Here is a 20,964-nt window from a genome sequence, read left to right as displayed (position 1 = left end):
CTATTTGCTGCTGGTTTTGATGCCTCAGCCTCAAAACCAGCCCTGTTGCCGCTTCTATTATTTAATTGAACCGCTTGTAATTCCTTTAACAATGTGTTTTTGCATTGCAAAGAAGAAGATTAATAGCGGGATAATACTGATTACAAGTGCTGCTAGTGCTAAATCCCACTGCTTTGTATACTGACCAAAGAAGAAGAATGTCGCAAGCGGAATCGTTCTTAGCTCAGGATCTTGCAAAACAAGAGACGGAAGTAAGAAGTCATTCCAAATCCATAGGCTGTTTAAGATGACGACAGTCACTGTAATTGGCTTTAATAACGGGAATACAATTCTCCAGAATACGCCTAGACGTGAGCATCCGTCGATGATTGCCGCTTCTTCTAGCTCAACTGGAATTCCTTTAATAAATCCGTGGTATAAGAAAATCGTCATACCTGAACCGAAGCCTAAGTACATGATCACAATACCCCAAATGCTGTTTAACAGATTTAAGTTTCCTGCTACTTTTACAAGTGGAATCATGATGGATTGAAATGGAATAACCATTGCCGCTACGAATGCCATAAAGATAATGCTGCTGATTTTTTTCTTTGTTCGAACCAGCATGTAAGCTGCCATTGAACAGAAGATGACTAGAACTGCGTTACTGATGACTGTAATGATTAGCGAGTTGCTAAGCACTTTTAAGTAGTTCATTTGGTTAAATGCATTAACAAAGTTTTGAAACTGAATCGTTGTTGGCAGTGCCGATGTGTTTGATAAAATTTCTGCAAATGACTTCAGCGAGTTTGAAAGCACGTAATAAAAGGGAACCAAGAACACCAGTCCAAGCAGGACCGCTAAAATTTCAACAATAAAGGTTTTGCTCGTATATTTGTTTCCCATTACGATTCAACCTCCTTCTTCTTCGTGTATGTTACTTGAATAATCGTAATCGCTGCTACGACGATGAAGAAAATTAAGGCTTTTGCTTCACCTAGACCGTATCTGTTATTCACAAATGCTTCTGTATAAATGTTAAGCGCTAACATTTCTGTTGATTTGAATGGACCACCGTTTGTTAATGATAAGTTGACATCAAATACTTTAAATGACCATGAAATCGTTAAGAATAAACAAACCGTTACTGCCGGCGCTACCATTGGAATTGTAATGTGACGAAGAATTTGCCATCTGCTTGCTCCGTCAATTTTTGCTGCTTCAATAAGCTCTTGCGGTACGTTTTGCAGTGCTGCTGTGTAAATAAGCATGATATAACCTGCTCCTTGCCATACACTTACAATCACGATGCCCCAAAATGCTGTTTTTGCGTCTCCCAACCAAGGAAGTTCAAAAAGCGAGATTCCCGTGATTTGTCCGATAGATGCAAATCCTTTTACGAAAATGAACTGCCATACAAATCCTAGTAAAAGTCCGCCAATTAAATTCGGCATAAAGAAAACCGTACGTAAAATATTTCGTGTTTTTAACATTTGAGTAACAAGGATTGCTAACACGAACCCAACCACATTCGTTAAGATAATCGCAACGACCGTATATTTTGTTGTGATCCAAAACGACTGCTGAAACTGCTTATCTTCGGTGAACAAGTACTTGAAGTTATCAAGCCCCACCCAGTTAATCGTGCCGTTTACTCCGTTCCAGTCTGTAAATGAGTAATAAATCCCTGTAAAAAATGGTATAAGTACAATCACACAAAACGCTAAAAGTGCGGGCCCTACAAATAGAGCAAATAAACCTGCATTTTTCAAATTTTTACGTTTTTTCGTATTAACTGATGGTTCTCTTTTAAGTTCTTGCTCTAAAGGAACATATTCTGTCTCCTGTAATTTACTTTGGCTATTCATCTTACTAGCACCTCCCTATGTCTTATTTTAGCGAAATCCGCTATTTATGAAACCGCTTTAATTGACGAGTAGGGTGTAAAATATTGACCTTTGTGCAACATTTTCTCCCCTGTGCACATTTTACATACTTTTCTAAAGCATGAAAGAAATATAAGAAAAAGCTAGAAGTGGACGACATATCTTCTTATCTTATACACTAGAAAAAAGATGTAGTTGGGAGGAACATACTCATGACAGCAAAACGAGCGCTAATTACAGGTGCCAATTCAGGAATGGGGCTGGCCACAACGATTGAACTAGCCAAAAAAGGATTCGAAGTCATTATGGTATGCCGAAATGAAGAAAGAGGAAATGCCGCTTTAGAAGAAGCGAAACGCCAAAGCGGATCGGATTCCATATCTCTTATGACCTGTGACCTAGGTTCTCTTGACAGTATCCGGGCTTTCAGTGAAGACTTTACGTCTCGCTACAGTGTACTTGATGTGCTGATTAACAACGCGGGCGTCGTGACAATTAAGCGGGAAACAACACAAGACGGATTTGAAATGATGCTTGGTGTCAATCATTTGGGTCACTTTTTATTAACTAATTTACTTTTAGATCCGCTGAAAAAATCTCAACAGGGACGCATTATAAACGTTGGATCCGGTGCTCATAAAGCGGGGAAAATAGACCTCAACAACCCTCACTTAACAACAGGATTCGGAATATGGCGAGGATACTCTCAGTCTAAATTAGCAAATAACTTATTTACGGTTCATTTAAGTAAAAAGTTAAAAGACACCTCTGTAACCGTAAATTGCCTTCACCCCGGAGCCGTTTCTACCGCTATCGGCGTTAATCGTCAAACAGGTTTTGGAAAAAGCATTCACGCCGTGCTTCGCCCTTTCTTTTTAACACCTCTTCAAGGTGCCGAAACAGCTATTTATTTAGCTGACAGTCCTGAAGTGACGCATATTAGCGGCGCTTATTTTTATAAAAAACGCGTGACTCCTCCTTCTTCAAGAGCAAAAAATGAGCGGCTTGCAGAAGAATTTTGGGACTGGAGTGCGCGCGAAGTTGGTTTATAAAGTAGATAGATACGCTTGGGAAAGAAAAAAGTAATGAAAAAGGTCAGCTTTTCAGCTGACCTTTTCGTATTAAAAAAACGTTAGTCCTATAGCAAAAATAAAGCCTGATACAATTAAGGTCGTCACGCAGTAGCCCATTATATCGCGTGCTCCGAGCCCTGCGATAGCTAGTGCAGGTAGTGCCCAAAACGGCTGCGCCATATTCATCCATGCTTCTCCGTAAGCAATGGCCATCGCAGCGACTCCCGGATCTACGCCGAGTTGTTCAGCTGCCGGCATAATAAAAGGTCCTTGTACAACCCAGTGTCCTCCTCCTGACGGAACAAAAAAGTTCACAACGCCAGAACTTAAAAACGCAAGAAACGGAAATGTCGTTTCATTTGAAATCGAGATAAATGCGTTCGTTAGCTTCCCGCCTAAGCCTGATAGCTCCATCATGCCTTGAATACCTGCGTAGAATGGAAACTGAATCACAATCCCAGCGGTTCCTTTCGCAGCATTGGAAACGGCATTCATATAGGATAAAGGCGTGCGGTGAAGTAAAATACCCGTCGTAAAAAACAATAAATTCACTGTGTTGATATCCATTTTAAAACCGTTTGTAGCAAAATAATAAATTAAATATGAATACCCAAGAAGTGCAATTGTTAGACTTAAAAACCTGCTGTTCTCCATGCGTACAGCAAATGTTGGCTTAGAAGAAGTTGTCTCAACAACTGTAGCCGGCGCCATTTCATCTTCTGCCAATAGTCTTGGATCGATTTCTACCACTTCTTTTCCCGTCGGCATCATCAGTCTTGTCATAATAGGAAGGACAATTAATAATCCGAGGGTAATAAATAAGTTGTAGCCTGTAAAAATTGTGTCTGAGAGTGGAATAAGTCCAGCCGTTTTTTCCATTGGGTTTCCAGGTGTAGCAGCGACAAGAGGAATCGAACCTGACAAGCCTCCGTGCCATGTTAAAAACCCTATGTAAGCACAGGCAATTAAAAACCGATAATCAGATCCCGGCACGCGTTTCGCTACTTCTTTCGCAAACAGCGCACCTACAATTAAGCCAAACCCCCAGTTAATCATACAAGCCATGGCTGCGCCTAGCGTGACCAGAATAACCCCTTGCGCCGGAGTTTTGGCTAACAGTGCTATGTTTACAAGCCACTTCTTTACAAGCGGCGAGCTAGCAAGCGCATGCCCTGTGACAAGCACTAAGCTCATTTGCATCGCAAATGCAAGAAGGTTCCAAAAGCCGCTTCCCCAAAACTGAACCATTTCAATCGGCCCGTGAGGAGTAAAAACAATACCTGATACAAATAAAATCAGCGTCAGGATTAAAGCAAATACAAACGGATCAGGTAAAAAACGCTGCACAAGCGCCGTAAAAAAATTAGATAACGCTTTCATTTTACTCCTCCTTTACAGGAATACTCCTGTGAATAAATGTCGACAAGCATCTTTAATTATACATAATTTGTTGAAAATTGTTAATATTTAGTTTAAATAAAAAACCCTTCTGTTTTCCAGAAAGGTTTTACACACTAAACGTTTGAATAAGAGTTGGCTCTCCGTCAAGTTCAATTTTCTTTTCTTGAAAGGAAATATGTAAGCTTTCATAAATATGTTTCCAAAATGAAATAGCCCGCTTATTGCCTGCAAGCTCAATAATCATATACGTTCCTTTTCGATGAGAGAAAATGTCTTTTACCGTTTCAGAAGCAATGCCCTGCTTTCGGTATTTGTTTAAGATAAAAAAATCATTGATGCAGTAATCTGCTTCTTGCTGAAGTGCGGGCTGTTCAAGAAGTAAAAAAAAGCCCGTCAGCTTATCATCTACTTTAATAAAGTATGGCGAGAGGCCTTCTACTTTCCAAAACAAGGGCAGCTCTTCAAAATAAAAAGCTCCATCTTCGCGAATATCTAAAGAAGGTGTATACGCAGATAAATCATGGAGATAAAGAGAATACAAATTTTGCAAAACGCCCGCTTGGCTTTTAGGTACTTTTTCAATCGTAAGCATTCTTAGTTCATCTCCTTCTTTTCCTATCATAAGGGTTTTTTGTGAAAGTTTACAGTAAAAATGTTTGAGGCAAAGTGAAGATAGATAGTCAAAAAGCTCTTTTTTCATTTTGTAGATGTATGAAACGCAATAAAAAAACGATCATCTCCGGTACTGTACGCTCCGTCTGATAATCGTTTTTTATGTTTTGTGTGCTGATGCTGAAGTTTTTCCTTCTTTGTTTTGGTTTTGCGCGTTTCCATGTCTGCAAATATAAACAGGCTGCGGTTTAATTCTGGATTTCGTTTTCCTTCACGCGTCATTTTATCACGCATTTTTTTTGCTTTTGACTTTGCCATGTAGCTTCCTCCCTATATAAACGATGTATACACATCTTACTGCTTTTTTATAAAATGTCAAGTTCAGAAGCACTGATGTGTTAACAGTGCTTCTGTATAGTCATGACTCTTTATTTTTCAGCATATCATCTAATTTTTGCTCCATTCTCTGAAGCCTTTTTTCATTTGCCCCCTGCTTTTGAATCAACCTTTTTAAGCCTATAATAAATGCAATTATTACTCCTGCTATTCCTATCAGGATCAGCAGCATAAGAATTTGAAAAATAATATCACCTATATTAACCATAGTTCCACCTTTTATCTATTTTTTTACATTATATCATTTTTTTAGTTATTTCTGCTTTATTTTATAAAAAAAAGCTCTCAGTGCTGAGAGCTTCATTTACTATCTTCATCGTAGACCGTCCACTTTTCCTGTTTGATTTGATTGGAAACATCAATCAGTTTATTTTTCACTCGATCCTTTTCTGCTCCTGTTAAAGGCGTAGGTCGGTAGTCGTTTCGCGCCGTTGTGGAAGAAATGCGGAATGGAATCACATTGATGTCTTTATTAGTCGTTAGCTTTCCATCTTTAATCGTAAACGTCTGCTGAAATACAAATGTATCCTTATCACTTGGATTTTTGTTTCCGCCAAACATAAAGTTTCCTAAGCTATAGACAATAAATTTATTTTTGTATTCTTCAATTCCTTGAACAACGTGAGGGTGATGACCTAAAATCAAATCTGCTCCGTTATCAATTGTATACTTCGCCAGTGCCTGCTGCGCTGTATCAGGAACATAGTGTCGTTCAGATCCCCAGTGGAAATGCACAATAATAATTTTAGCGCCTTTTTCTTTTAAAGACTTAATTCCGTCTTTAATCTGACTTCTTACTTCTTTTGTGTCATCCCAGCCCGGATATCCAAGCAATCCTACTTTGACTCCCTTTACCGTTGTAATATATGTATCTTCATAGCCAAAATAGCCTATTCCGCTTTTCTTTAAGTTTTCTCGTGTATCATCATATCCTTGCTGTAAATAATCATGCGTATGATTATTAGCCAAGTTAACGGTTTCAATACTTCCTTGTTTTAAAATATTTACAAACGAAGGATCACCTTTAAAACGAAATGTTTTACTTGCTTTTTCCGTCGCAGTTGTCAGCGTTGTTTCTAAATTAACCGTTGTTAAGTCATCTTGCTCAAAGATCGATTTTACATTTTGCGTAAAATACGGCAGGCCATTTCTTGCTGCTACGTCGTTAAAAGTAGAATCGTACCCAAAGCTTTCATCGTTTCCTAAGGTAAAATCTCCTGCTGCGCTAACTTTAATAGTTGTATTGATTGCGTCTTTTTTCTCTTTTTTACTCGCTTCTTCTTTAGACTTTACTGTTTCTTCTTTTTTCTGCGGCTCAGAAGAGGTTTGTTCTCCTGCTCCTCCGCACGCTCCCAATAAAAAACACAAACTTCCATAAATAACAGCTTTTTTTAAATACTTGTTCATGTAACGTTAAAACCCCTTTTTACGTTTTAATAACTGTGTCTGGACTTGGTGTTTACTGCTTATTTCGCCAAATACATACAATTCTCCTGTTTTATCGGCAAAATAAGTGAAATTTTTATAAAAAAAGGAATTTTTTATATTCTTTTTGGGTTAGAACAAGAGGATTTGGCTAAGAGAAAAGTAGCGCAAACGCTGCGGATAAAACTGATGAGCTGTACTAAACTTCAAGTGATCCACAAAATAGCAGAGCGATTCCAAACGGCACCTAAAATAAAAACCTCCTTTGCTCATGCAAAGAAGGTTTTATTTAAACTTAACAAATCGAATCATTAGATTTAGGATTTTTGAGTCCAAATAACGGGCGGATAAATAGTGCTAAGCCTGTGCCAAGCATTGCCATAACCATCCATACCCATCCATGAAGACTAAATGAAGCAATGCCGCCAAAGTAAGCGCCAATGTTACAGCCAAAGGCAAGACGCGCACCATATCCCATTAAAAGGCCTCCCACAACAGCTGCTCCTGCAACGCCAGGTTTAATCTTTCCTGGTTTGAACGTTCCTTGCGCCGTCGCTGAAATGAAAGCGCCTAGTATGATCCCAAAATTCAATACGCTGGTAGAGTCTGCTAGCACACTTTGCGTTAGCGCTTCTCCATTTGCACCTTGGAAAAATCCCCAGCTTGATACATCTATTCCAGCTGCCATCATTGCTTTTCCGCCCCATAAAGCAAAAGCAGAAGTAATACCCCAAGGATTTCCTCTTACAGCCAGCGTTAATGCATTTAATACAGCCAGCACAATCGCTGCAGTGAATAGAGGCCAAGAGCCGCGAATGATCTTTTTCCACCCTTTTGTCGTAGGAAGCTGCTTCATCATAGGCGGATTTTTCTTTTTGGCAATTTGAATCGTAATCCAGTAAATCGCTGCAAACGCGATAAGCTGTACAATCCAAGCACCAAAATAACCAAGGCCTGTCGATTCAGCTAATGAAATAGGAGGAAGCGAAGGTTGTTTTTGCCAAAATGGCAAATGATACGCCCCGAACATAGAGCCTACAATAAAGGCTAAAAGCGTTAAAATCATGGAAGAAGAGCCACCGCCTAACGAATACAGCGTTCCTGAGGCACATCCATTTCCTAGCTGCATGCCAATTCCAAACATAAACGAACCAACTATCACGCTGACTCCTACAGGTGAAACATATCCTTTTGGCGTTACCCCTGTAAAGCTAAAGCCTGTACTTAAAATAATAGCAAACAGCGTTGACGCAATCGCTAGCATAAGCATATGCGCTTGCAAGCCTTGAACGTTGCCGACAGATACGAGTCGGCGAAATGCTGATGTAAAGCCAAAACGTGCGTACAGAAGCGTCATTCCTAGTGCTAGACCGATAATAAATAACACACCTTGCGTCCAATCAGTCGTTAGCACAATCGCTAGAAGTAAAATAACCGCTGCTATAACCCCTCCTGCAAATAACGGCTTTTGCATAGGGCTTAATTCTGTTACAACAGTAGTTGGCTTTGATTTATATGATGAGTGCAACGTTTGTGCCAAATCATCCACTCCTTTTCTGATAGAAATACTAAGAATTAATATTTATCATCTTATAGCACTTCCCTTTCTCTGTAAACTATTTAGCAAAATGAAAGTGAATTGTTTATTTTTTGAGTATTCTTACTTTCATTCATACAAAAAGCAGAAGTTTCTGTTCTTCTGCTTTTGGCTGCTAAACGTAAATAGAATGAATCTCTTTTAACGGTTTAGGATTAGGCTTTGCAAAATAATACCCTTGAAACAAATCATACCCCATCTCTATCAGGCATTTTAAATCTTCTTCTGTTTCTACCCCTTCTGCAAGAGCCTGTGCCCCCATTTTATGGGTGATAGCTAACATCTCTTGGGCCACTTTTTTCTGTTTCTCATTCTTACTGACTCCGTTTGTGAATTCAAATGCCAATTTCACGACGTCAGGCTCCACTTCTAAAAGCCGATTCAGCGTATTATAGCCAACTCCTACGTCATCTAGCGCATATTTAAATCCGTGGGAGCGATAATAATTCAAAATGTTTTTCAAATGCTCAATATCTTGAACATCCTCCGTTTCAATCACTTCAAACACAATTTGCTCGGGCTTTATATTCAATTCTTTAATTAATGTAAATGTAGATGCTAAGCAATGCTCAGGATTATATATTGCTGTAGGAATAAAGTTAATAAAAATCAGCTGATGATCAATAATACTAGCATTTTTTACAGCTTCTAAGCGGCAGGCTCGGTCAAGAGCGAAGGTTTTATTTCTTATTTGAGCAGCTTCAAACATTTTAAAAGGAGGTATAATACTTCCGTCTTCTTCTAATCCTCTTGATAAAATTTCGTGGCCAACGATATGCACGCGTTCATGATTAACCGATACAATCGGCTGATAATACGAGCAAATTCGCTTGTCTTCAATCAGCTCATCAATCCACAAGGCATCTTTCATTTTTTGGAAAGCGGTGATTGGCTCCATACGCCGCAGGTTTTCAAACGGGCTCTGCTGCTTGGCTTCTACAGCCCACACATGCCGAGGGTCTAGATGCTGATGAACATAATCCATAAAACTCCAAAAGATATCTTCCCTCATCCAGATCATATCTTCTCCAAGAGTCTTCCATTGGTTTTGAGAAATATCTTTAAAGTATTTTTCCAATTTCTTCACATCCCTTGATTGCTGAAAAGAAACCGTATATCCTGTCCTAATTGGCAGACACGCGTCGCACCCCATAGCTCATCTTCTCCCTCATTTATCATCAGTTTTTTGTATGTATACACGGATAGTTCTTAGGAACTATACCACTTTTAAGAAACTTGCAAACCCTATTTTTCCGCTAAAATAGAATGTACCAAAAAGTTTTGGTAAAATGATAGACGTGTTTTATTGTCTACATCATAAGACGCACTTGATAAAAGGAAGTGAACTATACATGAGCAAAAACCGTTTTACGAAGTGGTTTTTATTTTCTTTACTACTCTTTGCCTTAAGTACTGGAGCAATGTATTATACGCTCTATATATCGTACTGGGCGTATTCTATTAAACTGTTTTTAATTGTGGTGCCGCTCTTTACATTATTATCGGTTGCTTTTGGTTCGTTGGTAATCGTTCATGAGCGCAAAAGAAAACGCGTATTTCAGCTACAAAATGAAGGAGGCATTTCCAAAAATACGTTTATTCAAGGTTTTTCCGAAATAACGGTAGGAGCAGGCTGCATCTTGCTGTGCTTTTTTCTCTTTCTTTATTTTCTAATGGATTATTAAGTACATATAAAAAAGACGAGCAGGCAGCTCGTCTTTTTATTTGGATCTTTCTAGAATATCTCGAACGCTTGCATAATCAAGCTCTTTATAAGTACCAACACCTGGTTTTACAAAGGTCTTTTCAACAATCGCATCAAATTCAGAGTCATCAATATCATAGTCACGCAAGCTGTTCGGGGCTCCTAAGTCATTCCAGAAAGTGCGAAGCGCTTTTGCACCTTCCATTGCTGTTTCTTCATCGCTTTTTCCTTCTGGGTTGATGCCAAATACGTTTACAGCCAGTTGTTTTACACGAGAAGGATCTTCTTTTAGCACATGCTCCAGCCAATTAGGGAACAAGATAGCAAGGCCGCCTCCGTGGGGAATATCATACACGGCCGACAAAGCATGTTCAATACGATGAGTAGCCCAGTCTCCCCCGTCCGTTCCGTTTGCTAAGCTTCCGTTAAACGCCGTCGTGCTTATATACATCATCGTTTCACGATACTGATAAGAAGTCAGATTTGTAAGAAGCTTAGGACCTTCTTGTACAGCTGTTCTTAGCAATGATTCAATAAAACCGTCGATCATCGGCGTATTTTCTGTGCGGTGAAAATAGTGTTCAAGCGCATGCGACATACTATCAACAATTCCATAGACTGTTTGGTCGCGCGGCACTGAAAACGTGTACGCCGGATCTAAGATAGAAAAGACGGGAAATACATGAGAAGACGTCCAACCTAGCTTTTCTTTTGTTTCCCAATTTGTAATAACAGAAGTTGAATTCATTTCAGATCCTGTTGCCGCAAGTGTTAAGACCGTTCCAAAAGGAAGAGCACCTGTAATCTCTACTTTGCGTGTAATTAAGTTCCATGTATTCCCTTCGTACACGGCTCCAGCTGCGATAGCTTTTGTACAATCAATCACACTTCCTCCCCCAACGGCTAAGAGAAAATCAATGTTTTCTTTTTTACATATGTCAACGCCTTTAGCTACCGTAGTCAAACGAGGGTTCGGTTCTACACCAGACAGCTCGTGAACAACTGCGTTAATAGACTGAAGTTCAGCTTTCACTTCGTCGTATACGCCATTTTGTTTGATGCTTCCTCCTCCGTATACTAACAGAACGTTTACTTGTTTAGTGTAAGAAGCAAGCTCTTGCGATAGCTTCGTAATTTGATTTTTTCCAAAGTATAATTTGGTAGGATTGTGCTGCAAAAATATATTCATGTTCTACACCTCTAGTTTTCTTTTCTTGTAAAAAGTGTATCACGAAAGCAGCTTCATCATTATTGAAGATTCTCTATATCTATTATCAATATTTTTGATAACCTTCTTGTACAAGTGAAATCAAGTGTTGAATGGGTGCCGTCAGCCATTTTTTCTTTTTGAATATGAGCTGTGAATAAAGATAAAATTCTTCATGGTCAAACGGGATTTTAATCAGTTTTCCATTTTCAATCTCTTGTTTTACCGCTATTTCTGGCACAAGAGCAATACCTAAATTATCCGCTACGCACTGTTTAATTGCTTCAAGACTGCTAAATGAAATCACCGATTGCATATGAATACCCCTGCTGCGCATCATCTCTTCTAAAAGCGTACGATAAGGGCAGCCACTCTCGGTTAAAATGATGGTTTCACCTTCAAACTCTTCCATTACAACGTTGTTTTTTTCACTAAAAAAATGCGAAGGCGAAGCAATCATAACCATGTTTTCTTTTCGAATAGGAATCACTTCTAAACTTGAAGAGGTTTGAAGGCGATCAAGCAAAACGGCTACGTCATACTTTCCGTCAATAATCCCTTGTGTTAAATTTGGACATAAACCCGCTTCTAGCATAATCTTTAGAGAAGGGTGCTGCTTTTTTAATTCACGAATATACGGTGTAATAAAATAAGCGGCCAGCGACTCCACGGTTCCTATTGAAACTGTTCCTCTAGCATCTTCATTCGTAGTAAGGCGCTCTTTTGCTTCATTTAATAACTCGGTTACTTGATTCACATAATAAAGCAATTCTTCACCAGGCTGAGTCAGCTTCATTTTTTGTCCTGTTCGTTCAAATAGTTTTTGACCGTAATGATCTTCTAATTTTTTTATATGAGTGGTAACGCTTGACTGAGCATACCCTAATTCCTCGCCCGTTCGTGTATAGCTCCCCCACTTCGCTACTTCTTTAAATGTATATAAATAGTTAATATCCATGTACTGCTCCTTATGTACTACTGTTTTGTTTCGTTATCCATATGCTAAAGCTGTTCTTAATCAGAACCTATACGTAAATAGAATCACAGTACAGTATAAGCGAACTTGTTTTGCCAAGCAATTTTATCAACCTTAAAAATTCTTTTTATATTAGGCAATTACGTCGTTTTTTGTTCATAGAATGAAAAACAAACTTATGAAAAGAAAGGGTGTATCTCGTGACAGCCTACAAAGAAGTGCTATATAAAGGAAAACGCTTTGTACTGATTCACGTATATGATTCAGGGTACTGTGAAATTCGACCGATTGATCATGCTTTTAAAGTCGAACTTGTGCGATTAGATGAGATAGAACAATGTGGATAACAGTCATGAACGCAGCCATTGCAGCTGCGTTTTTGTTTGTATTATAAACAAGTGGATGAGATAAAAATACCTGAATTGGCTGGCCTTTTACATAATTTCTTCCTGTATACTTTGTAACTAAGGATATCCGCACTTATTTACTTTTTATACTTACACGAGGTGATGACATGAAAAAAGGCTGGCTGGAATGGATATTATTATCCGTTGCGTTAATTTGGGGAGCCAATTATACAATCGGAAAATTTGGAGTTGCTCATATGTCTTCTATCCAATTTAGCGCGCTGCGTTTTATAATGGTTGCTCCTATTCTTTTACTTATTACAGGAATAGTAGAGCGAGGCATTCGGATCGAAAAGAAAGACTGGGGACGTTTAATAGCGGTCAGCATAGTAGGCGTTACACTCTATCAAACGCTGTTTATGGTATCTGTTAAATATACGACAGCTACAAATGCTTCTTTACTTATTTCGATGTCTCCTATTTTCACAGGAATCTTAGCTATCTTATATAAGCATGAAGCTTTTTCGTTAAAAACACAGCTAGGCTCTGTGCTTGCTTTTTTCGGTGCTGCGTTTGTACTGCTGTTTGGTCACTCTAGTCATGCGCTGTCGCAGCTTGCATGGTTCGGAAATATCATGGGGATTGTAGCGGCCGTTGCGTGGGGCTGGTATCCAATTTTAGCAAAACCTTTAGTCGTAAAATATTCTGCTTTGCGCGTGACTGCCTGGTCTGCTTTGATCGGAGCTATTCCTCTTACTGTCTACTGTCTTTTCACCTATCAAACGCTTATCTGGCCAACAGATGTAGGCAGCTGGAGCTCTTTGGCATACTCTGTTTTGTTCGTGACGGTGTACGGACTAGTAATGTGGTATGTAGGAATTGGAAAAATTGGATCTACAAAAGTAATGGTTTACATGTATGTTATTCCTTTATTTGCCGTTGTTTTTGCTGCTGTAGCCATTGGAGAAACCATCAATTCCATGCAGCTGCTTGGAGGACTTATTATTTTTAGCGGTTTGTATATTGTTAAAAAAAGCCCTGCTCCTAAAACAGCTCTCAAACTTAAAAAAGCAAACTAACAAGAGTAACGGATGCGGAGAAATTGCTAAAAGCTATTTTACTAGTAAATCCACACTATAGATGACAACGACTAACGCTCAGGAAAAACCTGAGCGTTAGTCGTATGAAATTTTACTGATCTAATTGAATAAAACGATTGTTAGTTTCATTAATGAACCTTCATTATATTAATTAATTCTATGATTTTTTTATCCTCACCTGGGTCAACGTGAACCAGCTTTGTATTTTGAATAATATCCTCTGTGTAATTTTTCATAAAACCCTTATCTACCTGAGCAGAACTGGACCAATGTGAAGGAACGTTGTACACGTTAATTGTACCATTTCCGTTACTACTATAAGTCACTGAACCATCAACAGAACGAGAACCCTCTAATGTAACAACGTCTTTTGGATAGCTAGCACTAGTATCGTCATAAATATTGACTAATTCTCCGGCTGAAATGTGGCGAACATTTAGCTCATCTATCTCTTGATTTGGTCCTAGCTGTAACCAAATTCGAGCATATTCAATTTGTTTGCTCGAATAATTAGATAGTGTTTTTTTGTCTTCCTTCTTACTAACCTTTGAATTACTATTTCCAGACGAAATGCTATCGGAATTTTCATCAACAGCTTTTTCTGAAGAGGCGTCATTTTTATCAGCTTTGTCTGATTGCTTCGACTCACTGCTTGAGGAACTTTCATCTGTTTTACTCGCAGCTTCTTTTGTTGAGGGGCTTCCATCCGTTTTGCCTGTAGCTTCTTTTACTGAGGAATTTATATTCATTTCACTTGTGGTTTCTTCTATGGATTTTTCGTCCTTGTTTCCAGCACACCCTACTAACGTTCCCACCAGCATAAATATAGCAGCATGAAAATAAACACGCTCGGTTCGTTTTTTCATTCGTCAAATCATTCCTTTCGTTTATTTGTTAATTTAAGCGAATGACAATATTTTCGTTTTATATCCAAACCTGTATAAAAAGCAGCTAGACTCTTTTTAAACTGTATTCATGAGTAATTTTATATTGATTATATACGCGTTTAAAACCGGTTCGTTCATAAAATAACTTCGCTTCCTCAGTATCTGTATAAAGAACGAGGCTGTCGTAGTAGTTCTCTGCATAGTGAATAATTTCTTTTAAAAGTCGTTTACCTATACCCTTTCTGCGAAACTGAGCTGAAACATAAAATCTTCTTACTCTTCCAACGTTAGCACACTTACTGTAAGGGTCTTGATTAAGGGCCGCTACGGCTATTAATTCGTTTTGTTCACCGTAAACTCCCCACAGCCTTTCTCCTGTTTTGTTAAATACGTTTTGAGCATTTTTATATTCTGCTATTAGCTTTGTAAGAAAGACAAAACCTTCCTGCTGACTTTCCATTAGCAGTTCTTTTATATCCTGCTCCATAAGATACGTTAGCCTGATGATTTTCATATATTCCCTCTCCGTTCAGCAGATGATTTTGTTTCGATAGAATGCTTATTATGCACTAATACGGCGATACCTGTTAGAGCCGTTAACAGCAATATGAAGCTTGAAAATAGATATACAAACCTCACCCCAAAGAAGTCCGCTACTGTCCCTACAAACGCGATAGAAAGAATAAACGCACCCTGTACAAGAGTTGATTTTGCCGCTATTACTTTAGGAAATACCGAACTGCTGCAGGCATTTTGATAAATGGTTTCCTGCGCTGCGTCTCGAAGCTGATAGGCAGGACCCATCATTACCAAAAGTGCTAAAGCTAAATACGGGTTCGTTACTAAGCCGTAAAAACCGGTTAAAACAGCATAACCAATTGAGCCCGCGAACATAAGAAGCAAAAGCCTTCCTTTTACCATAGAAGACATTCGGTACACAATAATTCCTCCGACTATGCTTCCAAAATAATACGCACCGTTTATATATCCCCACCATACTTCTCCTTTTCCAAGCACTTCTTTCACAAAAGAAAGAGTAATAGCCCCAATCCAAATGGTTCCAACGAGTGATTCAGTTATGTCCATTATAACGAGTGCTCTGATGCGTTTATGTACCCATAAAAAGCGCCATCCTTCCATTAGCTTTGCCACGCTTCGCTTTTCTGGCTGCTTGTATCTATGAGCTTCTTTTATAAACAGCAAGCAAACAAACGAGAACAATAAAAGACCTGCCGTTATACATAAAGAATAAGTGAATCCTGTTAAAGACAAAACGAAACCACCAAGGGACCACCCTGCAAATAGAAAGGTTTGGTCAATTGTTGAAAGCAAACTATTGGCCTGCATTCTTTGACTATCACTTACTAAGCTACGGACAACCGACGTTTTAAAAATAGTAAAAAAACCGTTAAAAAAAGAAATGATCCCAACAATGACAAAACACATCGCTAGTACTGTGACTGTAAATTCTTGTGTGAGTAGCATATACAATCCAGCGAGCATTCCTATTTGCATAACCTGTACAGCCCGCATAATATGAATAGATTTATATGTATCGGCTAGTAAAGGTACGCTAAGACCACTAAGGAGGCGAGCAAGTAAGCTCGTCATCGTAATCATTGATGCAAGAGCTGTTGAACCGGTGTTTTGATTTATATAGGAAGTCAGGGCCATTGTATAAAGAACAAAACCTAAATTTGTGGTTACTTGACTTGCTGCTAAAAAATAAAAACGCTGAGTCAATTTTTTCTCCTTTCCGTTAGACGTAACATACAAAGGGATAATATTTTTTGTTAATTTTTCCCTTTTTTAAACTATAACACTATTTGACGAAATCCAAAACTATCTATAATTTAGTAGATGGAGGTTTTTATGTTTAAATATAGTTTTCTTATTGTTCTTATTGCTTTTTTACTTATTAACTTTAACGGCCAGGAAAATCAAATTGTAGGCGGGAGAATAAAAAAAGAGCGAAGTGAGGTTTTCTTTGGAGAATATGACAGCTTTACAGGCCGCTACTCTCGGAGCATTAAACTCAAAAAAGGCGTAACCTACGTTTTCAGGCTATCTAAAAACACTAAAAGTGGAGACCTTTCTCTATATGTAGAAGATCCAAGACGTACACGTTTCTTTGAGATGACTAATAACTCTCTTTATCTAACACCCGAAAGAACGAGAAGATATCGTATTAACTTTATAGGCTCTGAGCATAAAGGATCTTTTCAGCTTCACTGGAAAAGCAGCGTTCAAAGGGATGATAATGAAACATCTGTTTAATGCCATGTGATTTAGACAACGTTTAAACGAGGAGGAATGGTTTATGATGATTAATCAAGCTGTCCTGTACACTCATCTACTGGACGAAATGAAGGCTTTTTATGTAAATTCCCTCAATTTCCCATTAACTGCCGCTTCACCGCGTTCTTTTTCCATTAAAGTTGGTGAAAGTGAGCTCATTTTTAAAGAAAGTGCTCTACATACAAAGCCCTTTTACCATTTTGCATTTAATGTTCCAGCAAACCGCTTTATGGAAGCGAAACAATGGGCTACTCAAAGAGTCTTCCTCAATACAGAAGAGAAGAAAGATGAGATTTATTTTGAAGCATTTGATGCTCATTCGTTTTATTTTGAAGATCCTGCTCATAATATTGTTGAATACATTTCAAGACATTCAGACTGCCAGCCATCCAACGATCCCTTTTCTTCTAAGTCGCTTTTAAGCATAGGAGAAATCAACTTGACAACGCCTCATGTCCGCTCTGTAGGGACACAGCTTATTAACTCGGGTATCACCGTGCGCAACAACAGGCCATTAAACGAGAACTTTAACTTTTTAGGAAGCGACAGTGCGTTTTTTCTTGTAGGGGCGCCTAAAAGACGGTGGTTTTTTTCGGACCGAGACTCTGAAGTTCATCCATTAATGGTGAAGGTTAATCATTCTCTAGCAGTTGCGTTAGATAAAAAAGGAATGCTGAAGATTACGCAAGAATGATTGTTTTTTCAATAAAGCCATGTAACAAGCGAACTTGTTACGTGGCTGTTTTTGTTCAAAATTCAGCTCTACTCCACCTATAGGTTTTGTATATAGTTCTCGATGTCCTTTCTGTTCATCAGCATAAAAACCTTGCAATCCTCATCGTTTCTAAGCTTTTCAAACCGTTTTCTCATCTTTTTTTGCCGCTCTCTGTACGTCGTAAGAATAAATGTAAAAAATGACCAATCTACTTTTTCAGGACATCCTTTTGCCATATCTTCACGCGTTTTTCTTGCATATACAATCCTCCGCTTTATCACTCGGTACACACAAACGATTAGCGGAAGCTCTAAATAAATAATGGTATCTGCACGCTTCACTCGCAGGTCATACGAATTGCTGTAGTTCCCGTCGATAATCCAGCTGTCTTTTTTTACAATGTGCTCCTGCAATTCTCTAAAACTATCATTGTCTCTTTCCGTCCAGCCCGGCTGCCAATACAGGCTGTCTAAATGATGTACTTCTAGATCAAGCTTTTTCCCTAATTTCTTGGCAAATGTGGACTTTCCTACTCCTGGAGAAACGCCCATTACCAGCACTCTTTTCATCTCATCACCTTACCTTTTTAGAAAATAAAGCTAATTGAAGAGAAGGCAACTGTTTATACTGACTCGGTGTACTAAAAGCAGACTGCTGTATAAAGAAGCTTCATGTTAGCAATTTTATTCACATAATTTTCAGATAACATATAAACATTCATCATAAATTTCTGTATTCCTTCTTGCTTTGTAGTAAATAGGTTGCTTTTATTAATCGTTTCCTTTACCTTAAATGTGAGTATATAAAAGTAAGGTGAAAAAAATGAATGCATCTATGCTAAAGAGATTTTTACGAAACCTCGGGATTTTTATTTATATTGTCATCGCAGCTATTAATATTTACTTAACGAGAAATGACTTGGGCGATATGCTTACTCGCCTTGTGCTGTTGACTATTTTACTTCCTTTGTTTTTTAGTTTTGTGTATGCGTTAGGAAAATCACATTTTAAAAGACAAGAAGAGCTCGCTGAACAAGAGAAGAAAAAAGAGTAAAAAAAGCCTTTTATAGAGGGGATTCCCCTTTCTAAAAGGCTTTTACTTTTTTTCATATAACTGAATCTGAACTACATCAGGATTAACGTTATACTGCTTGGTAAGTTGATTTACGACTTGCTGAATGTCCTTCTTCTTATAGGAAGAAAGTTGTTCGGCCGGCAGAAGAACCAGAACTTGAGCTTCCGCATAGTCATTCAGCACCCTAACTTCTTGAAAACCATGCTGCGTCAAAGCTGATTTTAACTCTTTTTCAAAGTCGGTGCTTTCTTTTGGGACAGCTATGGAGAACTGATTGTAAGAAACTAGCGAAACCTCTTTCTCTTCAGGCTTTGTATACACCGCCCAAGCAGTTGTCAGCACTGTGACAGCAATACCAACATTCAATATCCACACTTTCATACCATGAATGCTCCTTTTAATCGAGTTTGTTCATGATATGAAAAAATTTATTGGTTCATGCGTTATCTTCCTAGCCATCCTCCGTCTACGGCAAGCAAGTGTCCGTGAATATAAGCAGACGCATCAGATGCTAAAAAGACAACTGCTCCTTTAAAATCATCTGCCTGTCCCCATCTGCCTGCGGGAATACGTTCAATAATTTGTCTGCTGCGCGTTTCATCGTTAATAAGTGCTTCATTCATATCAGTAGCAATGTACCCTGGTACAATTCCATTAACATTTACGCCTTTTGCTGCCCATTCATTAGATAAAGCCTTTGTAAGCTGAGCAACTCCGCCTTTTGCTGCGGCATAAGCTGGAACGGTAATACCTCCTTGGTAAGAAAGCAAAGATGCCATATTAATGATTTTTCCGCTTCCTTGTTTAAGCATTTGGCGGCCCGCCTGCTGACATAACAGCCATACGGTTTTTAAATTAACGTTCATAACAGCGTCCCAATCTTCTTCTGCAAAGTCTACAGCGGGTGAACGTCTTTGAATGCCCGCGTTGTTCACTAAAATATCGAGCTTGCCAAAATAAGCAACAACCGATGAGATCGCTTCGCTTACTTCAGAAGCGTTTTCTAGATCACAATTAACAATAAAACATTTTCTTCCCAGACGTTCAATTTCTTCTTTTACTCCAAGAAATTCCTTTGATCTCTGCAGCAGAGCGATATCCGAACCTGCTTCTGCCAAAGCAATCGCCATTGATCTTCCAATTCCTCTTGTTGCTCCTGTAATCGCTGCCACTTTACCATCTAAAGAAAACAAATCTACTGTCATTGTTCATTCTCCTCTCCGTTTGGTGCAAATAAAACCTTAAGTGATTCATCAGGCCGCTGCATAAACTCAAACCCCGCTTGAATATCTTCAAGCTGCAGTTTATGAGAAATTAAAGAATCTGCTTCTATTTCACCGTTTGCCAGTAAATCAATAGCCGTCTGAAAATCTTCCCTTGTATAACATCTCGTTGTAGTTAATGAAATTTCTTTAAAGTGCATCGCTGCTAAATCTACTTCTGGAGCGCTTTTGTATACGCTCACCACTACAATCTCTCCTTGAATACGGCTTGTTTCAACCATTTGTTTTGCTGTAATTTGATTTCCGGCTACTTCAAATACAACGTCTGCACCGACTTCATTCGTAAGCAAACGCACTTCTTTTACTACGTCTCTTTTCGCTGCATCAATTGGTATAAAGCCAAGTTCTTTCGCTTTAGTTAAGCGATAAGAACTAATATCTGAGATCATTACTTTTTTTGCTCCTGCTCGTTTCGCAATCATCCCGATTAGCAGTCCAATAGGTCCTGCCCCTAAAATGGCAGCTTGGTCTCCTACTTTCAACCGCGAGCGTCTTACTGTATGTACGGCAACCGCTACAGGTTCTGCAAGAGCGGCATGCTCGCTAGACAGTTTCTCTGGCAAGAGGTGAAGGCGGTTCACCGGAACAGCCACGTACTGCGCAAAGCCTCCATCTTGATCAATGCCGATTAGTTTTAACTTTTTACAAACGTGAAACTGTCCTTTTACACAGGCTTCGCACGTTCCGCAGCTAAGCGTAGGCTCAACTGCTACGCGGTCACCTAAAGAAAATTCCGTTTCTCCTCGGATCTCCTCTATCACTCCGCTGAATTCATGTCCCATAGTGAGTGGCGCCTGTGCTCTAGGATGTTTTCCAAAATAAATCATCATATCCGTTCCGCAAATTCCAGCATGAGACACCTTTACAAGCGCTTCTCCTTCTTTTATAACCGGTTTCGCTTTTTGCTGCATAACGGCTTTTGTTTCTGAAACGTAGACACCTGCTTTCATTTCTCCATCCCCCTTTGTACACTTGTCGACAAGTTGAAGAGAAAAAATATTCA

25 protein-coding genes are annotated in these 20,964 nt (G+C 38.9%); 7 read left to right on the top strand and 18 right to left on the bottom strand.

Annotated elements, in window-relative coordinates; translation table 11 throughout:
* Positions 1–57 precede the first annotated feature (57 nt).
* Entirely contained in the window at positions 58–885 is an 828-nt protein-coding gene (locus tag ACXAE4_RS13545; RefSeq protein ID WP_013057493.1) for a carbohydrate ABC transporter permease, read from the bottom strand.
* Positions 885–1,847 carry a carbohydrate ABC transporter permease gene (locus ACXAE4_RS13540; protein ID WP_028412947.1) on the bottom strand — a complete coding sequence of 321 codons (963 nt, stop codon included), beginning with the start codon at positions 1,845–1,847 and terminating at the stop codon, positions 885–887. The genes ACXAE4_RS13545 and ACXAE4_RS13540 overlap by 1 nt, the downstream gene beginning before the upstream one ends.
* Before the next feature lie 230 nt (positions 1,848–2,077).
* Here ACXAE4_RS13540 and ACXAE4_RS13535 point away from each other — a divergent pair, with 230 nt between their 5' ends.
* A complete protein-coding gene (locus ACXAE4_RS13535; RefSeq protein WP_098999492.1) occupies positions 2,078–2,917 on the top strand; it encodes an SDR family oxidoreductase in 840 nt (279 codons plus the stop codon).
* Between the two features lie 69 nt (positions 2,918–2,986).
* Here the strand turns inward: ACXAE4_RS13535 and ACXAE4_RS13530 are convergent, their stop codons facing one another.
* The 7 genes from ACXAE4_RS13530 to ACXAE4_RS13500 all read right to left on the bottom strand — a co-directional run bounded on the left by ACXAE4_RS13530 (position 2,987) and on the right by ACXAE4_RS13500 (position 9,522).
* Positions 2,987–4,318, bottom strand: a complete 1,332-nt coding sequence (locus ACXAE4_RS13530) for a TIGR00366 family protein (protein ID WP_014459643.1) — start codon at positions 4,316–4,318, stop codon at positions 2,987–2,989.
* 127 nt (positions 4,319–4,445) lie between these two features.
* Positions 4,446–4,931 carry a GNAT family N-acetyltransferase gene (locus tag ACXAE4_RS13525; protein WP_155010067.1) on the bottom strand — a complete coding sequence of 162 codons (486 nt, stop codon included), beginning with the start codon at positions 4,929–4,931 and terminating at the stop codon, positions 4,446–4,448.
* A 104-nt stretch (positions 4,932–5,035) separates the two neighbouring features.
* Positions 5,036–5,269, bottom strand: coding sequence for a hypothetical protein (locus ACXAE4_RS13520; RefSeq protein ID WP_063247778.1), 234 nt, complete (start codon positions 5,267–5,269; stop codon positions 5,036–5,038).
* A gap of 100 nt (positions 5,270–5,369) precedes the next feature.
* Positions 5,370–5,555, bottom strand: coding sequence for a DUF4083 family protein (locus ACXAE4_RS13515; protein ID WP_013057499.1), 186 nt, complete (start codon positions 5,553–5,555; stop codon positions 5,370–5,372).
* Positions 5,556–5,647: 92 nt separating this feature from the next.
* Positions 5,648–6,754, bottom strand: coding sequence for a CapA family protein (locus ACXAE4_RS13510; protein WP_014459640.1), 1,107 nt, complete (start codon positions 6,752–6,754; stop codon positions 5,648–5,650).
* Between the two features lie 313 nt (positions 6,755–7,067).
* Positions 7,068–8,312, bottom strand: a complete 1,245-nt coding sequence (locus ACXAE4_RS13505; protein WP_033579343.1) for a YeeE/YedE family protein — start codon at positions 8,310–8,312, stop codon at positions 7,068–7,070.
* Between the two features lie 172 nt (positions 8,313–8,484).
* On the bottom strand, positions 8,485–9,522 hold the full coding sequence (locus tag ACXAE4_RS13500) for an EAL domain-containing protein (protein ID WP_289577920.1): 1,038 nt from the start codon (positions 9,520–9,522) through the stop codon (positions 8,485–8,487).
* 199 nt (positions 9,523–9,721) lie between these two features.
* On the opposite strand from ACXAE4_RS13500, the gene ACXAE4_RS13495 reads away from it, so the two are divergent.
* Positions 9,722–10,054, top strand: coding sequence for a hypothetical protein (locus ACXAE4_RS13495; protein ID WP_028412940.1), 333 nt, complete (start codon positions 9,722–9,724; stop codon positions 10,052–10,054).
* Between the two features lie 36 nt (positions 10,055–10,090).
* Here the strand turns inward: ACXAE4_RS13495 and ACXAE4_RS13490 are convergent, their stop codons facing one another.
* Both ACXAE4_RS13490 and ACXAE4_RS13485 read right to left on the bottom strand, forming a co-directional pair.
* The gene (locus ACXAE4_RS13490; RefSeq protein ID WP_289577921.1) at positions 10,091–11,263 is read right to left on the bottom strand and encodes an iron-containing alcohol dehydrogenase; all 1,173 of its coding nucleotides are present in this window, start codon (positions 11,261–11,263) and stop codon (positions 10,091–10,093) included.
* 85 nt (positions 11,264–11,348) lie between these two features.
* A complete protein-coding gene (locus tag ACXAE4_RS13485; protein ID WP_028412938.1) occupies positions 11,349–12,239 on the bottom strand; it encodes a LysR family transcriptional regulator in 891 nt (296 codons plus the stop codon).
* A gap of 218 nt (positions 12,240–12,457) precedes the next feature.
* On the opposite strand from ACXAE4_RS13485, the gene ACXAE4_RS13480 reads away from it, so the two are divergent.
* Complete coding sequence (locus ACXAE4_RS13480; RefSeq protein WP_013057506.1) at positions 12,458–12,604, top strand: hypothetical protein; 147 nt, start codon at positions 12,458–12,460, stop codon at positions 12,602–12,604.
* A gap of 167 nt (positions 12,605–12,771) precedes the next feature.
* On the top strand, positions 12,772–13,683 hold the full coding sequence (locus ACXAE4_RS13475) for a DMT family transporter (protein WP_028412937.1): 912 nt from the start codon (positions 12,772–12,774) through the stop codon (positions 13,681–13,683).
* Positions 13,684–13,832: 149 nt separating this feature from the next.
* On the opposite strand, the gene ACXAE4_RS13470 is transcribed toward ACXAE4_RS13475, so the two are convergent.
* From ACXAE4_RS13470 to ACXAE4_RS13460, 3 genes are all read right to left on the bottom strand, one after another.
* A complete protein-coding gene (locus ACXAE4_RS13470) occupies positions 13,833–14,570 on the bottom strand; it encodes a hypothetical protein (protein ID WP_028412936.1) in 738 nt (245 codons plus the stop codon).
* A gap of 85 nt (positions 14,571–14,655) precedes the next feature.
* Positions 14,656–15,105, bottom strand: a complete 450-nt coding sequence (locus tag ACXAE4_RS13465; RefSeq protein ID WP_034327686.1) for a GNAT family N-acetyltransferase — start codon at positions 15,103–15,105, stop codon at positions 14,656–14,658.
* On the bottom strand, positions 15,102–16,334 hold the full coding sequence (locus ACXAE4_RS13460; RefSeq protein ID WP_028412935.1) for an MFS transporter: 1,233 nt from the start codon (positions 16,332–16,334) through the stop codon (positions 15,102–15,104). The genes ACXAE4_RS13465 and ACXAE4_RS13460 overlap by 4 nt, the downstream gene beginning before the upstream one ends.
* A gap of 129 nt (positions 16,335–16,463) precedes the next feature.
* On the opposite strand from ACXAE4_RS13460, the gene ACXAE4_RS13455 reads away from it, so the two are divergent.
* Both ACXAE4_RS13455 and ACXAE4_RS13450 read left to right on the top strand, forming a co-directional pair.
* The gene (locus tag ACXAE4_RS13455; RefSeq protein WP_028412934.1) at positions 16,464–16,868 is read left to right on the top strand and encodes a hypothetical protein; all 405 of its coding nucleotides are present in this window, start codon (positions 16,464–16,466) and stop codon (positions 16,866–16,868) included.
* 43 nt (positions 16,869–16,911) lie between these two features.
* The gene (locus tag ACXAE4_RS13450) at positions 16,912–17,583 is read left to right on the top strand and encodes a glyoxalase (RefSeq protein ID WP_028412933.1); all 672 of its coding nucleotides are present in this window, start codon (positions 16,912–16,914) and stop codon (positions 17,581–17,583) included.
* Positions 17,584–17,660: 77 nt separating this feature from the next.
* Here ACXAE4_RS13450 and ACXAE4_RS13445 read toward each other — a convergent pair whose 3' ends face one another.
* Positions 17,661–18,173 carry a P-loop NTPase family protein gene (locus ACXAE4_RS13445; RefSeq protein WP_028412932.1) on the bottom strand — a complete coding sequence of 171 codons (513 nt, stop codon included), beginning with the start codon at positions 18,171–18,173 and terminating at the stop codon, positions 17,661–17,663.
* Between the two features lie 253 nt (positions 18,174–18,426).
* Here ACXAE4_RS13445 and ACXAE4_RS13440 point away from each other — a divergent pair, with 253 nt between their 5' ends.
* Positions 18,427–18,657 (top strand): hypothetical protein, encoded by a 231-nt coding sequence (locus tag ACXAE4_RS13440; RefSeq protein WP_013057513.1) that lies wholly within the window; start codon positions 18,427–18,429, stop codon positions 18,655–18,657.
* Between the two features lie 42 nt (positions 18,658–18,699).
* Here ACXAE4_RS13440 and ACXAE4_RS13435 read toward each other — a convergent pair whose 3' ends face one another.
* The 3 genes from ACXAE4_RS13435 to ACXAE4_RS13425 all read right to left on the bottom strand — a co-directional run bounded on the left by ACXAE4_RS13435 (position 18,700) and on the right by ACXAE4_RS13425 (position 20,911).
* Complete coding sequence (locus tag ACXAE4_RS13435) at positions 18,700–19,059, bottom strand: hypothetical protein (RefSeq protein WP_289577925.1); 360 nt, start codon at positions 19,057–19,059, stop codon at positions 18,700–18,702.
* Positions 19,060–19,121: 62 nt separating this feature from the next.
* The gene (locus ACXAE4_RS13430; RefSeq protein ID WP_013083640.1) at positions 19,122–19,883 is read right to left on the bottom strand and encodes a glucose 1-dehydrogenase; all 762 of its coding nucleotides are present in this window, start codon (positions 19,881–19,883) and stop codon (positions 19,122–19,124) included.
* Positions 19,880–20,911, bottom strand: a complete 1,032-nt coding sequence (locus tag ACXAE4_RS13425) for a zinc-dependent alcohol dehydrogenase (RefSeq protein ID WP_028412930.1) — start codon at positions 20,909–20,911, stop codon at positions 19,880–19,882. Before ACXAE4_RS13425 ends, ACXAE4_RS13430 begins: the two co-directional genes overlap by 4 nt.
* Between the last annotated feature and the right edge of the window lie 53 nt (positions 20,912–20,964).

The sequence above is a fragment of the Priestia sp. ABM2_011 genome (assembly GCF_056158845.1).
This window is presented reverse-complemented; position numbering and strand designations above follow the sequence as displayed.